Genomic DNA, 15,247 nt, shown 5'->3' with positions numbered 1-15,247 from the left:
TCACTCCTTCATTGAACGTAATTGTTTTATCAAACTCAATACCTCTTTGTAAACTTCTTCACGGTTTTCCAAGGTTACTCTAAATATTCGAACGTCTTTTCTATTTCTTATCCTGTCCAAAAATGTATTAGATTCATCTTTTATTACACCTAAAACAGGTTTGTCACTATTCAGAACCTCTTCAACTTTCTTTTGAAATTTGAACGCAGTTAACTCGAATCTTCCCAATTCATCCATGATTACTAAGTCAGCATCATCAATGTTTGTAAGAAGTTGTACACCAATTTTGTCAAATACTTGAATATTTATCTCCCAATTTTTAGATTCATCTTTTCTGAAGGCAAATCTGTTATATTTAGATTTTTTAGATCGATCACCGTTATTAAATGAAGATACTTCTACTAAATAAAAGGCGTTCCAACTATTTTTTTTACCTTCTCTATCAACTGAAAAACCGCAAACATGTAATGATAATTGATTAATCACTTTACGTATAATCGTCGATTTACCTACACCTATAGAACCTGTAAGAAAGATGTTATTTTTAATCATTTTCTTTTTCTTTTAGAGCTTTAAGAATTTTTTCTGGGGTGATAGGTAACTCATAAAATCTAATACCTATAGCATCGTATATAGCGTTAGCAATGGCAGGGGAAGCTGCAATGGTTGTTGGTTCTCCTATACCTTTTGCACCAAATGGCCCGATAGAATCTTCATTTTCTATTAATACAGAATGAAAATTCGGAACATCCATAGAAGTTGGAACCAAGTAACCTGTCATATTTGGATTTAATGTGATTCCATTTTTTATTACTTGTTCTTCCATAAGAGCCATACCTATTCCTTGCGTTGTACCACCCTCTATCTGTCCTTCCACATTTATAGGGTTTATAGCTTTTCCACAATCAAGTGCGGTATAAACATCTTTTACTTCAACTTTTCCAGTGACTGTGTCGACTTCCACATCGACGACCTGAGTCATAAAGGTGTAAGCAACGTAGACTTCATGGGCCTGTCCGGATATTAAATCGGGAGAATATGTTGGTGGAAAGTAGGTCGCTTCACCTTTCAAAGTTTCACCTTTTTCTTCTACCTTTCTTTTTAAATCCCAGTAAGTAATTGTTTTTTGGGGGTTAGGATTGTAGATGATTTTTCCATCTTTCAAAGTTAGTTCAGGATAATTACTATTGAACTCTAAACTCGCATAATGGAAAATTTTTCCCTTTAAGTTTTCACAGGCTTGTTTTACTGCATTTCCTGTAAAGGTGGTTTGACGAGTTGCAGATGTTGATCCTGAATTCATAGTTTTATGAGTATCGCCCTGAATGACTTTTACTTTTTCAACACCAACTGAAAGAACTTCTGCTGCAATTTGACTGATAACCGTTAAAACTCCTTGTCCTACATCGGCAGCCGCAGTTACAACCAAAACCTTTTCATCATCTGTAAATTCAACCGTCGCATGAGAAAAATCGGGAAATCCTTCACCGTAACCATATCCGAACATTATTGTAGCCATACCTCTTCCTTTTTTCTTCAATGTCGAACACCTTCTTTCTCTTTTGAAAGCTTTAAAGCTTCCTGTATTGTTTCAACGACGTTGACACTTTGAGTAAGCTTTTGACCATTTGGAGTAATTGAGCCAATTCTGTAAGCGTTCTTTAGTCTAATCTCTGCTGGATCCATACCCAACTTTTCAGCTAATATGTTCATTTGAGATTCATAAGCAAAAGCCATCTGCGTTGTTCCAAATCCTCTCATGGCGCCACCATACGTATTATTAGTGTAAACGGTATAAGCTATACCCTTAACGTTAGGTACATTGTATGGACCTGTACAATGATACATACCTTTATGTACAACAGCAGGACCACTGGATGCATATGCTCCTGTATCTCCTACAACTTCAACCTCCCAAGCTTTTAGAATTCCATCTTTGGTTGCACCGGTTTTTGCCTTTATATACAGTGGATGCCTTTTAGACTGAGCGATCATAGATTCTTCTCTGGTGTAAGTTAATTTAACAGGGTGTTTTGTGCTCATTGCGGCTAATGCTAAATGTATATGTACGGAAATATCTTCTTTTCTACCAAATGCCCCACCAATAACGGGTTGTATTATCCTAATTTTTTCTTTTGGTAAATTTAAAGATTGGGCTATATCAGCTTGTGTATCGTGAAGCCATTGTGTGGTTGCCCAAATAGTTATTACGCCAGTTTTTTCATCGTAAACAGATACACCAGACTCTACTTGTAAAGGTAGTTGGTCAACATGCTGCGTTTTATACTCTTTTTCTATTATTACGTCAGATTCATCAAATCCCTTCTTAATATCCCCTTTGTTTAATTGATGAGTAACAACTATGTTTCCAGTTTCATGAATTTTTGGAGCGTCTTCTTCCATTGCCCTGAAAGGATCGGTAATGACCTCTAATTCTTTAACTTCGACATTTATTAAATTAATAGCTTTAGTGGCGATTTCTTTACTCTTTGCAACAACTATAGCCAATGCGTCTCCCATAAAACGGGTCTTTTCTCCTATTCCTACTAAAACAGGTTGATCTTTAATTATCAATCCAAACTTGTTCAAATGAGGATAATCCTTTGCAGTGATAACTTTAATTACTCCAGGTAATGATTCCGCTTTAGAAACATCTATCTTTTGAATGTAGGCATGTGGATGCGTAGCACGTTTAACTTTCACATAGAGCATATCTTCAAAGTATATATCATCCGGATAGATGGCTTTACCCAATACTTTGTCTTTGGCATCAACTTTGAAAACATTCTCTCCAACGTATTTATTTGGTTTCAACTTTCTCACCCCGCTTATACTCAGCGATTTTAGTGGCCGAGAGTTTAACCGCGTCTATTATTTTTTGGTATCCTGTACATCTACAGATATTACCGGATAGTCCCCTTTTTATTTCTTCTTCCGTTGGGTTAGGAATTTCATCCAGAAGTTTCTTAGTTGCCAATATGAATCCAGGTGTGCAAAATCCACATTGTACCGCTCCGGCTTCAATGTATGCCTCTTGTATAGGATGTAAAATATTTTTATCACTCAAACCTTCAATAGTAACTATTTCTGCACCATCTGCTTCGTATGCAAGCACTAAGCAAGAAGCTACGATTTTATCGTTCATTATAACCGTACATGCACCGCATTCTCCTTTTCCACAACCTTCTTTTGTACCTGTAAGATTCAGATCGTCCCTGATTAAATCCAACAATCGGGTAGTTGAATTTACATTGCATTCTCTTTTAATACCATTTATGGTAAAGCTTATTTTCAATCTACCCTCACCATCCTTTCTATTTCGTTTAATGCGCGAATTGTTAGATTTTTAGCAACTTCCCTTCGATATTCTTTGGTACCTCTTATGTCATCTATTGGTGAAATGTTATCTGAGACTACTTTTCCAATCTGAGAATAGTCTAATTCGTTTAACCTTTTTCCAACCATAAGAGGTTGAATTTGAGATATCTCAATTGGAACTGGAGCTACAGAACCAAGAGAACATTTCACTGTTTTTATGCGTTCATCATCATTGAAGGTCACAACAATAGCCAACGTTATACTTGAAATTATCAAGGCGTTTCTTTTCCCAACTTTTAACCATTTTCCATAAGTGTGTTTTTGAGGTATCGGAATGATAATTTTTTCTAAAATTTCATCCTTTCTAAGTACGTTTTTTTTAGGTCCTAGAAAAAACTCTTTTGCAGGTACCTCAAGGGTTTCATTTTGGGAAGTTATTTTGAATACAGCATCGTAAGCTATTAAGGGAGGTAATAAATCTCCTGCTGGGGAAGAATTCGCAATATTTCCGCCAATAGTGCCCCTATTTCTGATTTGGGGTGATCCAACATCCAAGGCAGCTTGACTGATAAGTGGAAAATATGTTTGTATAATCTCAGATTTTTCTAATTCATCGTGGGTGAGTAAAGCACCAATTTCAACTCGAGAATTATTGATTTCGATTTTTTTCAGTTCATCGAGGTTTTTTAAACTCATCCACCTTTCTATTTCATAAAGACGGTCAAAGTAATCTACCAAAACATCTGTACCACCTGCGATGATTTTGATGTTAGGGCTGTATCTTGAGAGTATCTCTGTAGCTTCTTTCAATGTTTTAGGAGCAAAGTATTGTTCAGAATCTCTCCCAAAATCTTCTTGCTTGCTCCCGAGTTCTCCTGTGTATTCTTTCATAATCTAAAACCGTCACCTCCCGATTATCCATAATAATTTTGCCGTCAACAATTACAGTTTCAACCATCCCACCGTTCATTCCGAAAAGGATATGGGAATAAACGTTGTCTTTCTCAATGGGTGTTGGGGAGATATAATCCACTATTATTAAATCCGCTGGAAAATTTTCTTTTATTTTTCCAATTTCGACACCTAATAGGTTGGATACAATTTGTATATTGTTATTAAAGGCCATGTTGTAAACTTCGTTCCACCCCGCCTGTGGGTCACCTAATTGATGTTTTTGGAGCAAGTTTGCAACCTTTATACTTTCGAACATATCGTGTGTATAAGCATCTGTTCCCAGACCGGTTAGGATTTCGTTATCAAAAAAATCTTTTATTGGAGCCGCTCCTACAGCATTGCCCATGTTTGATTCTGGATTGTGAACTACGTATGCACCACTTTCCTTCAAGAATGGGATCTCTTCCTTCTTGATATGAACGCCATGCACAGCTAAGGTATGGGGCCTTAATATTTTAAATTTCGATAATCTATCAACTACACCTAGGTAGCCTCTTTTTGTACTGTCTTGCAAATCTTCTATCCCTTCTGCCACGTGGATATGAAACGGAACGTGTAACTCGTCTGCTAATTCTGAAGCTTTGTTTAACGTTCTATCTTCAAGTGTAAAAGAAGCATGCAACCCAATCATTCCACCTAACTTATCATTTTGAGAAACCTGAATTTTTCTAATAAACCTTTCATTTTCTTTCAGAGATGCATCGCTTTTAGTCTGACCATGTCTATCTGATACTTCATAACAAAGATTAGCCCTTATACCAGCTTCCATTGCTGCTTGTGCAATGATGTCCAAACTGCCATCTATATAATTAAAGCTTGCATGATGGTCAAAAATGGTGGTAACTCCGTTTTTTATACACTCTAAAATTGCAAATAACGCACTATAATAAATATCATTCTCGTTTAAAGTGTTGTCCAGTCGCCACCATAATTTTTCTAATATTTCTAGAAAGTTTTGTGGGGGAGAGTCAGTTTTTAAGTTCATTCCTCTGGCAAAAGTACTGTACAGGTGAGTGTGAGTGTTTATTAAACCAGGCATTAAAATTTTATCTTGGACATTTTTGAAAACAGCATTAGGATATTTTTGAAGTAAAACTTCAGTCTCTCCTATTTCTTTTATTTTTTTACCTTCAATTAATATCGCCCCATTATTAATTATAGGGGTTTCTTCGTCAAAGGTGAGAACAGTGGCGTTGCCTATTAACAACATGTTCATTTCCCTCCAAATTTTTAGGCCTCGAGCATCCCTTTAGATAATTCATTAGCCTTTTCGATGATTTTTCTTTCATCAACTTTAACAAGTTCACCATCTTTTACAACTATTTCTCCATTTACGATGGTTATATCTACAATTTGAGAATCACCTGTATTAATAATCATTGAAATAGGGTCGTAAATGCCTCCCGTATAACCTAATCGATCCCAACGAACCAAGAACATATCTGCCGCTTTACCTTCTTCTAAACTTCCAATTTCTGGTTGGTTTATAACTTCACTTCCACCTTTTGTGGCTATATGCAACACATCTTCAGAGGTAATAGCGTTGATACCGTAAATTAATCTGCTCATCAAAAATGCAGTTTTCATTTCTAAAATCATATTAGAAGAATCGTTGCTAGCACTTCCGTCAACACCTAAGCTTACTTTAACACCTTTTTTTAACATAGAAGGGATCTTTGCAGCCCCAGAGGCGAGTTTTGAATTCGAAACAGGGCAATGAGCAACCCCTGTTTTAGTTAATGCCAGCTTATCTATCTCTTCTTCGTTGAAATGAACCCCATGGGCAAACCATACATCAGAACCTAACCAATCTAAACTCTCCATGTATTCTAAAGGTCTCTTACCAAAGGCATCTATACAAAATCTCTCTTCGTCTTTTGTTTCAGCTAGATGTGTATGACTACAAACACTATATTCTCTTGCCAATTGAATAGATTCGTTGAGGAGTGTAGAAGTCACAGAGAATGGAGAGCATGGAGCTAGAACGACTCTATGCATGGCAAATGGAGAAGGATCATGAAATTTTTCAATAACTCTTTGGGAATCTTTCAATATTTCTTTTTCTGTTTGAACTACTGAATCAGGAGGAAGTCCTCCATCTTTTTCACTCAATGACATACTTCCTCTACTTCCATGTAATCTGATTCCAATTTCTTTCGCAGCATAAAATTCGTTATCAAGAAGATCAGGGGGTTGATTCTTCGGAAAAACATAGAAGTGATCAACTGATGTCGTACAACCAGTTTTAAGTAATTCGGCTGTTGCAACTAAAGTACTGTAGTAAACAACCTCTGGTGTCAACCTTGACCAAATGGGATACAAAAACTTTAACCAATCAAATAATTCTACATTTTGTACTTGGGGAATGTTTCTTGTAAAGGTTTGATAGAAATGATGATGTGTGTTAATTAATCCTGGATATACATAATATTTGGAACCATCTATAACTTCATCAATTTGTTCGTCTGACACATCTATATTTCGGGAAATTTTATGTATTATCTTATCTATAATTAAAATATCGTGATCCTTCAATTGATCTTTGTTTGCGTTCATAGTGGTTATGATTTTAGCGTTTTTTATCAATATGTTCGACATATATATCAGCCTTCCTTTATTTGTGTGACTGCTTCTATTGCTTCGACTATTTGATGATATCCAGTACATCTACAGAGATTTCCTTCTATTGCTGTTTTTATTTCTTCTTTCGAGGGATTAGGATTTTTATTCAACAAAGCTTTGGCAGACATGAGCATACCAGGAGTACAAAAGCCGCATTGAACGGCTTGATGATCAATAAAAGATTGTTGAATTGGATCTAATTTTCCATTAACTTCCAACCCCTCCGTCGTGAGAACTTCATAACCATCAATTTGAGCTGTTAATATCAAACATGAATGAACAGCTTCACCATTTAAAATAACAGTACAAGCACCACATTCGCCTACTGCACATCCTTCTTTTACACTTGTCAATTTCAACTGGTTGCGTAGAGTATCAAGAAGTCGCTCTGTTGGTTCCACTTGTAATACTTCTTTTTTATTATTCACGTAGAGAGTTACTTCAATTTTTCTCATTTTTTGAATACCTCCATCAACATAAGTTTCAATCAATTTTGTACACTGCTTGTTTCTTTGCTTCCAATTGTGTTGTAGAATGGAAGACGGAGTGTATCTAAATCAGCACCTTTTTCCACAGCTATTAATTCAGCAAGTATCGATATGGCTAATTCTTCTGGCGTTTCTGCCTTAATTGGTAGACCTATGGGGGCATAGATCTTGTCCAAAAAGTGTTGGGACACACCAACTTTGAGCAGATTTTTCTTCGTTTCAGCAATCTTGTGCTTTGAGCCTATGACGCCAAGATAGGCAAAAGGTTTATTTTCAAGGGATTGTACTACCTCTTTGTCAACAGCATGTCCCCTCGTTACCACCACAACATAACTTTTGTTGTGTAAGCGTATTTCATTATCCAAGGCCTCTTTTAACGGAGAGCAAACCACATGTCCCCAGGGTATATTATCCTCATTTGCAAAATCTCTTCGATCGTCCCATACGGTTACCTTGTAGCCAGTTAAGGTCGCCACACGAGCCAAAGCCTTACCCACGTGTCCTGCACCGAAAATAACAACTTCTCGATTCTGCCCTATTACTTCGAGGAACACTCCCAAACTACCCCCACATATGGCACCTTCATCTCCAGCTTCTTTTGCGTTGAGCGATTCCCTATATAAACGAACTTGAGCATCGCTTTTAAGTAAATTGAGGGCTTCCTCGATTACGTGATGTTCGACTATACCTCCTCCTATGGTTCCAATTGTACTGCCGTCTCCAGCAACCCACATTTTGGCTCCCATACTGCGAGGAGTAGATCCCTTTTCTTCAACGACTGTGCACAAAACCCCTACAGGTCCTTCTTTAAGAGCCTGATCTATTGCTTTTAGAATCTCTTCGTTCATATGCGTTTCACCTCACTTTACCAATTTCAAAATTTTCGGTTTGAGTTTGTAACCTCTATAATCGCCTTTTTGAAAATTGCACCTAAGGCTGGTTTTTTGTAGGGAGTAGACCATCTTTCGCCAGTTATTTTCACCATTTCGTCGCCGATTTTTTTTGCTAATTCTTCCAAATTTAATTGATTAACTTTTTGATTTAGTATTTCCCCTTCTATATTCTTAAATCTTACCGGAAAAGGTGTTGCAGAACCTGGTACGATTCTTATATCTTCAATTTCTGAGTTTTGTTCATTTATTTTTGCAACAATAGCTAAGTTTAGTCTTGCTATATTCAAAGCTCTTCTTCTTCCAATTTTTTGAAAACTGAATCGATAATTTCCATCTACTTTTGGTATTATTATTTTGGTTACGAGTTCATCATTATTTTTGACAGTCTTGTAAGGACCTACAATATAATTTTCTAATTTTACGAGTCTCCTCCCTCTTACAGAGCTCAGCTCTATTTCAGAATTTAAAGCCATCAAAGGAGGAATTAAATCTGCTGCAGGAGAGGCGTTGGATATATTCCCTCCAACGGTACCTCTGTTTCTAATCTGGGTAGATCCTATACTTTTTGCTGCGGTTACAAGAAATGGAAAATGTTTGTTAATAATGTTTGAGTTGATCAACATTGTATGTGTACACAAAGGTCCTAACTCTACAGAGTCTTCCGTTTCATCTATAAATTGAAGTGCTTTGATATTGGAAATATCTAAAATATAATCAAATTTTTCTAATCTAGAACTTTCTTTATGTATATCAACCAGTAAATCAGTTCCACCAGCTAATACCTTTATACTTTCATATTTGTGCAAATATTCCAAAGCAGAATCAACATCTTTAGCAATTAAAAAATCATATTCAATCATTTTTTCTTCCTTCCTTTTTTCAAAGAATGACCTACAACAATTTTCTCTAAGTTTATGGGCAAAGATCTTATTCTTTTCCCAGTTGCTTGAGCAACCGCATTTGCTATTGCAGCTGCCCCTAACTCCAAAGTAGGCTCTCCTATAGATTTTGCACCGTAAGGTCCGTTAGGATCAGGATTTTCAACGATAATAGGAGTTATATCGGGCATATCTTTAACTGTGGGTACCAAATATTCGTCAAAATTGGTGTTGTTGATGTATCCCTCGTTTATATCCAGCTCTTCCATGATCCCATATCCGAGGCCCATTGATATTCCACCATAAAATTGACCTAAAACATTCGCAGGATTGATAGACCTTCCAACATCGTGAGCAGCTACCATTTTAAGCACTTTTATCTCACCTGTACCTATATCAACTTCAACTTCTGCTATCTGACATCCATAAACATATGTAAAATAGGGTCTGCCTTGCCCTGTTTCTTCATCCCAACTTATCTTCGGAGCTTTGTACCAACCATATGAAGATAAAAAGACGCCAGAGTTGTATGCACTGGAAGCAGCTTCATCAAAAGACATTAATTTTTCTTGATCGGGAGTATAAATCGAATTGTCTTTAAATATTAATTCTTTGTGGGATGAATTATACTTTTCTATAAGAAAATCAGTTAATTTCTTCTTAAGCTTTTTTGCCGCATCGAGCGTTGCATTCCCTCCAACCAATGTTGCACGAGAAGCTACCGTAGAACCGCTATCTGGAGAAATTAATGTATCAACGACCATGAAGTTGATCTTTTCAATATCGATCCCTAATTCTTCAGCTACAATTTGAGAGAAGGCTGTTTTAAGACCTTGTCCGTTTTCAGCCAAACCACTATAGAAATATAATGTTCCATCTTTTTGTATGGATAATATGACACCAGCAGCATCTACAGCTTCTGCTCCTAAACTACAGCCTCTGTAACTTATAGCCATACCTATCCCTTTTCTTTTGTCAGCTTTTTGTTCTTTACTGTACTCTTTGTACTTTTCCAAAAAATTGATCGAATCAGCAGCCTTTTTTATTACCTCTTCGAGGCTAACTTTGTGATTATCAAGCTTTTGACCACTTGCTGTTTCGGAATTGTCATGAAAAATATTTTTTAATCGAAGTTCTAAAGGGTTCATTCCGAGTTCTTGAGCCAGTTCATCCATTAAAGATTCATTGGCAAATATGACTTGAGGGGATCCATATCCTCGCATGGCTCCAGTGTAGACGTTGTTAGTATAATATCCATAAGTATCGGTCTTAACATTTGGAATTTCGTAAGGACCAGTTGCTTGAACAACAGACCTCCAAGTAACAAAAGGAGTTTGGCACGCGTAAGCTCCACTGTCAGCGATTGCCTCTATTTCCATAGCCAGTAGCTTGCCTTCTTTTGTAGCCCCTACTTTGTACCTCATATTGTAAGGATGCCTCTTATAACTTTCGATAACTGATTCTTCCCTTGTGTTTTTTAACTTTACAGGTCTATTCGTTTTCAAAGCCAAAACAGCAGCTCGAGCAGACATAGAAGAAATTACTTCATCCTTGCCACCAAATGAACCACCTATGTGATTTTGAACTATTCTAACTTGGTTGAACCCTATTTTAAGAACAGAGGCAACTGCGTTACGGCAAGCAAAAGGATTTTGTATGGAACCATATATTGTAACTACACTATTGTTCTCATAAGGAACGGCAATTACAACCTCGGGCTCCATGTAGGCATGCTCAACAAATTGGGTTTTATACTCTCTTTCTAAAATTACATCAGATCTTTTAAATCCTTCTTCTACGTTGCCCTTTCTGAGTTTGTGATGAATGACCTGATTATTATCTTTATCTTCATGGATAGGTAATGCATTTTTTGACTCTAATGGATCAAAAATCCCAGGGATCTCCTCGTATTCTACTTTTATACTTTCAACCGCCTTTTTTGCTAACTCTGGAGTTTCTGCGGCAACAACCGCTATTCCATCCCCTATGAAGTAAGTTCTTTCTTTAGCTAACACCTGCTGATCGGGGATAATAACACCAAATTCGTTATTTGGTATATCTTTTGCAGTTATAATGGCTTTTACTCCAACAATTTTTTCGGCTTCATCTAAGTTTATGTTCAATATTCTTGCAGAAGGATACTTAGATCTTAGTACTTTTGCATACAACATATTTGGAAATTCTAAATCATCAGCAAATTTAGCTTTTCCTGTTACCTTTTCGTATGCGTCGATTCGTTTTTTTGGTTGATTGACACTTTTAAAAATGATCGTTCACCTCCAAATAATGTTTAGGGCCTTCCTCCCATAGTCAAAGCCATGATTGCTTTTGCTGTATGTAAACGGTTTTCTGCCTCGTCATATATTATTGAATGAGGACCGTCAATAACAGGATCAGTTACTTCTTTGCCTCTGTCTGCTGGCATCGCGTGCATATAGAGAACATCTTTATCGGCTAAGGACATTCTTCTTTCATCACAGATCCAATCTTTGTGTTTTTCAAGGTTTTCCTTCATCTGTTTTTTCCCTTCATCCGTATCAGGATTTTCCACCCCTAAAAATCCACCCCAGTTCTTTGGAATAACAATTTGAGCTCCATCGAATGCCTCATCCATATTGTTTGTGAACTTTAAACTTCCACCATGTTTTTCTGCGTTTTGCTTTGCTTGTTCGATGATCTCTGACATAAGTGGAAATTCTTTTGGATGGGCTATAGTCACGTCCATTCCGTACCTTGTAAATAATAATGCCTGTGTTTGAGGTACAGACAATGGTTTTGCATGGGATGTGGCGTAAGCCCAAGATATAGTAACTTTAATATTTCTAAGATCATTACCACATTTTTCTTTTATTGTCATCAAATCCGCCAAACCTTGTAAAGGATGGTAGAAATCATCTTGAAGGTTAATAACAGGTACATCCGCATATTTTGCAACCTCTCTCATGTAATTGTTACCAATTCCGAAAAAACAGTTTCTTATTGCTATTGCGTGTCCAAAGCGACTCAAAACAATTGCAGTATCCTTTGCTGATTCACCGTGAGAAAGTTGCATCTTATCCGGTGTCAGATCATGAGCATGTCCACCAAGTTGTGTGATACCTGCTTCTATAGAGTTTCGAGTTCTAGTAGATTGTTCAAAAAACATCATAAAGATAGTTTTTGATCTTAATAAATGATCCGTAGGTTCTCCCAGTGCAAATCTTAGTTTAAGTTCTTTGGATACTTCAAAGACAGTTTCTAATTCTTCTTCAGTCCACTCTTGTGTAGTTATAAAATCCTTTCCCCTAAAAAGTGTATTCATTTTATCTCCTCCAATATAATATTATATGGCTTTTACGAACCTTCCAAATCCTTTTTCTCCTATGAATTTTCTATCTTTTACAATTACCTTTCCCCTTAAAATGGTCGTAATAGGGATTCCTTCTACTTCAAATCCTTCAAAAGGAGTGTATCCAGCTTTTGAATGAGTGTTAAAACTATTTAATACCTGCTTTAAATTTGGATCGAAAATAACTAAATCAGCGTCTGAATTCAAAGATATTGTTCCTTTTTTTGGATATAATTTAAAAATTTTTGCAGGATTGGTTGAAAGCAGCTCAACCAATCGGTTGATAGAAATTAATCCTTTATTTACCCCATATGTATAAATCAAAGGGAGAAGTGTTTCTACTCCTGGAATACCAGGAAATATATCCAATGAATTTTCACCCTTTGATTTTTGTTCTGCGTTGTAGGCGCAATGATCTGTGGCAATTACGTCTATAAAGGTTTTTTTAACACCTTCCCACAAAGCTTCGTTATCTTTTTTTCCCCTCAAAGGAGGAGTCATAAGATAAAGTCTAGCTTTAGGGCCATTTAATAATTCCATAGTTAACAAAAGATAATGGGGGGTGGTTTCAACATACAATTTAAAATCTTCTAATTTCTTGTAATCTTTTACAACCTGATAGCCTTTTTCAGAAGAAAGATGTACGATATATAGTGAAGCATTAGTTTTATAAGCAATTTCACAAATTTCTTTAACAGCCTTTTGTTCAGCTTCGCTTGGACGAATATCTGGATGATATCGAACATCTAGTTTATTTTCTTTCTGGAATTTCATTATATTTTTTTCTATAATTTCATCATCTTCAGCATGAACAGCTACTATTAAGTCATTTTCTGAAGCTGCTTTAAATAAAGGTTCCCATTTGTCAGAAGACAACATATATATATTTCTGTAGGTGGTGAATGCTTTTAAACTAGATATGCCAAAATCTCGGATCTCTTTAAGTTGATGATTTTGCTCAAGTGGATTGAAGCTGTTGTTAATAACCATGTGAAAATGAAAATCGATCACGGAATCTCTAGTTTCTTCAAATCTTTTTTCTAACCCCTTCATTAAAGAAGAATCTTCCATATCGGCAAAATCTATGTGTGTGGTCACTCCACCCAAAGCAGCCGATCGACCTCCCCAGTAGAAATCATCTATACTGGTTATACCTCTAGCGTGTAAACTGAAATGTGTATGGCTATCTATGATGCCAGGAAAAATATACTTTCCACTTGCATCTATTAATTCTTCGTCCATATATGGGTCTAACTTAGCTTCTATTTCTTTTATTTTCTCTCCTACTATTCTAATGTCCTTTTTTTCGGTTTTTGTGGCAGTAACAACAAGACCGTTTTTGATTAACACCTCAATCCTTCCTTTTACAAGTATTTTTGAGCGTACAATTTAGGAACGCATGCATACATTGCAGCAGCCTTCACTAACTCGCTTTTCCAAGTTTTTTCGTTAGGGGCATGAGCTTGATCTTCATGTCCTGGACCGAATCCAACACACGGTATACCATACCTTCCCATTATAGAAACACCATTGGTGGAAAAAGTCCATTTATCTACCAATGGTTTTTCTTCAAATAAGCTTTGATATGCTTCTATGAGAGTTTTACATGCAGGATGATCTTCGGATAGTGCCCAGGCAGGAAAATACGCTTGTGTGGGATATACTAATCCAGTGTAGGACGGTTTTTCATAGGTGTAAAGTTCCACATCAGCGTCATGTTTCTCAGATGAAGGTAAGGTTTTAATCTCTTTTAAAGCATCGTTCCAACTTTCTCCCCAAGTCAACCTTCTATCTATAGATATCGAACAACCATCTGCAACCGCACATCTGGAAGGAGAAGAAAAGAAAATTTCTGAAACTGTCAAACTGCCTTTTCCTAAGAAGTCATCATTTTTTAAACAAGTGTGTAATACTTGGAGCTCTTTTATGATGTCAGCCATTTTATATATAGCGTTATCTCCTCTTTCAGGAGCTGAACCATGACAACTAATACCATGAGTCGATACTTTTATTTCCATACGCCCTCGTTGGCCTCTATATATATTGCAAGAGGTTGGTTCAGTAATAACAACAAATTCAGGCTTAATTTTATCTTCTTCGATGATATATTGCCAACAAAGTCCATCACAATCTTCTTCTTGAACCGTTCCAGTAATTAATAGTGTATAATCATCAAATAAATCTAAATCTTTGATAATTTTGGCTCCGTATACCATAGAAGCCATACCACCTTCTTGATCACTTGCTCCTCTTCCAACAATAATTTCTTCGTCTTCGTAACCTTGATACGGATCGTAGTTCCATAAATTTATATCTCCAATACCTACTGTGTCGATATGTGCATCCATAGCAATTAAGTGTTTCCCACTGCCAATGTAACCTAGGATGTTCCCCATAGGATCAATGTCTATTCGGTCAAAACCAACTTTTTCCATCTCCTCTTTAATTCGTAAAATAACTTCTTTTTCTTTTCCGCTTTCACTTGGAATAGCAATCATGTCCCTAAGAAATTTAGTCATATCTTTTTTATACTCTTCTGCTTTTGATAGTATTTGTTTGTAATTCATATATTTTGATGAACCCCCTTTTATTTGATAGTTCGCTGTTTTTAAGAACTAAAAAAAGCTCTTTAAAATGTAAGTTATATCTAATTTAGCGTCCCTTCGCCCCGCAGCCTCCCAATATAAGGATAAAAGAGTATGGCTTCACCATCTAATTTTTGGAAATGATTTTATTTTTATATTGATTATTGTGTTTTGATTTATG

General features: G+C 36.3%; 14 protein-coding genes. All 14 read right to left on the bottom strand.

The window, feature by feature from the left end:
• The 14 genes from AA80_RS08490 to AA80_RS08425 are packed head-to-tail and all read right to left on the bottom strand — an operon-like array spanning position 1 to position 15,048.
• Positions 1-552, bottom strand: coding sequence for a nucleoside-triphosphatase (locus AA80_RS08490; RefSeq protein WP_103877346.1), 552 nt, complete (start codon positions 550-552; stop codon positions 1-3).
• Entirely contained in the window at positions 545-1,540 is a 996-nt protein-coding gene (locus AA80_RS10400) for a xanthine dehydrogenase family protein molybdopterin-binding subunit (protein WP_103877345.1), read from the bottom strand. Before AA80_RS10400 ends, AA80_RS08490 begins: the two co-directional genes overlap by 8 nt.
• Positions 1,537-2,823, bottom strand: a complete 1,287-nt coding sequence (locus tag AA80_RS10395) for a xanthine dehydrogenase family protein molybdopterin-binding subunit (RefSeq protein WP_341805474.1) — start codon at positions 2,821-2,823, stop codon at positions 1,537-1,539. The genes AA80_RS10400 and AA80_RS10395 overlap by 4 nt, the downstream gene beginning before the upstream one ends.
• Positions 2,801-3,295, bottom strand: coding sequence for a (2Fe-2S)-binding protein (locus AA80_RS08475; protein WP_103877343.1), 495 nt, complete (start codon positions 3,293-3,295; stop codon positions 2,801-2,803). The genes AA80_RS10395 and AA80_RS08475 overlap by 23 nt, the downstream gene beginning before the upstream one ends.
• Positions 3,292-4,209, bottom strand: a complete 918-nt coding sequence (locus AA80_RS08470) for an FAD binding domain-containing protein (protein ID WP_103877342.1) — start codon at positions 4,207-4,209, stop codon at positions 3,292-3,294. The genes AA80_RS08475 and AA80_RS08470 overlap by 4 nt, the downstream gene beginning before the upstream one ends.
• Positions 4,151-5,482, bottom strand: coding sequence for a putative aminohydrolase SsnA (gene ssnA, locus AA80_RS08465; RefSeq protein ID WP_103877341.1), 1,332 nt, complete (start codon positions 5,480-5,482; stop codon positions 4,151-4,153). Before ssnA ends, AA80_RS08470 begins: the two co-directional genes overlap by 59 nt.
• A gap of 20 nt (positions 5,483-5,502) precedes the next feature.
• A complete protein-coding gene (locus AA80_RS08460) occupies positions 5,503-6,870 on the bottom strand; it encodes an 8-oxoguanine deaminase (RefSeq protein ID WP_103877340.1) in 1,368 nt (455 codons plus the stop codon).
• Positions 6,871-6,875: 5 nt separating this feature from the next.
• Positions 6,876-7,349 carry a (2Fe-2S)-binding protein gene (locus AA80_RS08455; protein WP_103877397.1) on the bottom strand — a complete coding sequence of 158 codons (474 nt, stop codon included), beginning with the start codon at positions 7,347-7,349 and terminating at the stop codon, positions 6,876-6,878.
• 32 nt (positions 7,350-7,381) lie between these two features.
• Complete coding sequence (locus AA80_RS08450; RefSeq protein WP_103877339.1) at positions 7,382-8,230, bottom strand: XdhC family protein; 849 nt, start codon at positions 8,228-8,230, stop codon at positions 7,382-7,384.
• 26 nt (positions 8,231-8,256) lie between these two features.
• Positions 8,257-9,135 (bottom strand): FAD binding domain-containing protein, encoded by an 879-nt coding sequence (locus tag AA80_RS08445; RefSeq protein ID WP_103877338.1) that lies wholly within the window; start codon positions 9,133-9,135, stop codon positions 8,257-8,259.
• On the bottom strand, positions 9,132-11,387 hold the full coding sequence (locus AA80_RS08440; RefSeq protein ID WP_255396827.1) for a xanthine dehydrogenase family protein molybdopterin-binding subunit: 2,256 nt from the start codon (positions 11,385-11,387) through the stop codon (positions 9,132-9,134). Before AA80_RS08440 ends, AA80_RS08445 begins: the two co-directional genes overlap by 4 nt.
• Before the next feature lie 56 nt (positions 11,388-11,443).
• Positions 11,444-12,454 carry an ornithine carbamoyltransferase gene (locus AA80_RS08435; protein WP_103877336.1) on the bottom strand — a complete coding sequence of 337 codons (1,011 nt, stop codon included), beginning with the start codon at positions 12,452-12,454 and terminating at the stop codon, positions 11,444-11,446.
• A gap of 21 nt (positions 12,455-12,475) precedes the next feature.
• Positions 12,476-13,831 carry a dihydropyrimidinase gene (gene hydA / locus AA80_RS08430; RefSeq protein ID WP_103877335.1) on the bottom strand — a complete coding sequence of 452 codons (1,356 nt, stop codon included), beginning with the start codon at positions 13,829-13,831 and terminating at the stop codon, positions 12,476-12,478.
• 14 nt (positions 13,832-13,845) lie between these two features.
• Positions 13,846-15,048 carry a YgeY family selenium metabolism-linked hydrolase gene (locus AA80_RS08425; RefSeq protein ID WP_103877334.1) on the bottom strand — a complete coding sequence of 401 codons (1,203 nt, stop codon included), beginning with the start codon at positions 15,046-15,048 and terminating at the stop codon, positions 13,846-13,848.
• Positions 15,049-15,247 lie beyond the last annotated feature (199 nt).

The organism is Petrotoga sibirica DSM 13575, assembly GCF_002924625.1.
GTDB classification, from domain to species: domain Bacteria; phylum Thermotogota; class Thermotogae; order Petrotogales; family Petrotogaceae; genus Petrotoga; species Petrotoga sibirica.
This window is presented reverse-complemented; position numbering and strand designations above follow the sequence as displayed.

Excerpts from the sequence above, each read along its gene's own strand:
- AA80_RS08445 (WP_103877338.1), bottom strand. The coding sequence starts at position 9,135 with ATGATTGAATATGATTTTTTAATTGCTAAAGATGTTGATTCTGCTTTG.
- AA80_RS08460 (WP_103877340.1), bottom strand. The coding sequence starts at position 6,870 with ATGTCGAACATATTGATAAAAAACGCTAAAATCATAACCACTATGAAC.
- ssnA (WP_103877341.1), bottom strand. The coding sequence starts at position 5,482 with ATGTTGTTAATAGGCAACGCCACTGTTCTCACCTTTGACGAAGAAACC.
- AA80_RS08425 (WP_103877334.1), bottom strand. The coding sequence starts at position 15,048 with ATGAATTACAAACAAATACTATCAAAAGCAGAAGAGTATAAAAAAGAT.
- AA80_RS08450 (WP_103877339.1), bottom strand. The coding sequence starts at position 8,230 with ATGAACGAAGAGATTCTAAAAGCAATAGATCAGGCTCTTAAAGAAGGA.
- AA80_RS08490 (WP_103877346.1), bottom strand. The coding sequence starts at position 552 with ATGATTAAAAATAACATCTTTCTTACAGGTTCTATAGGTGTAGGTAAA.
- AA80_RS08455 (WP_103877397.1), bottom strand. The coding sequence starts at position 7,349 with ATGAGAAAAATTGAAGTAACTCTCTACGTGAATAATAAAAAAGAAGTA.
- AA80_RS08470 (WP_103877342.1), bottom strand. The coding sequence starts at position 4,209 with ATGAAAGAATACACAGGAGAACTCGGGAGCAAGCAAGAAGATTTTGGG.
- AA80_RS08435 (WP_103877336.1), bottom strand. The coding sequence starts at position 12,454 with ATGAATACACTTTTTAGGGGAAAGGATTTTATAACTACACAAGAGTGG.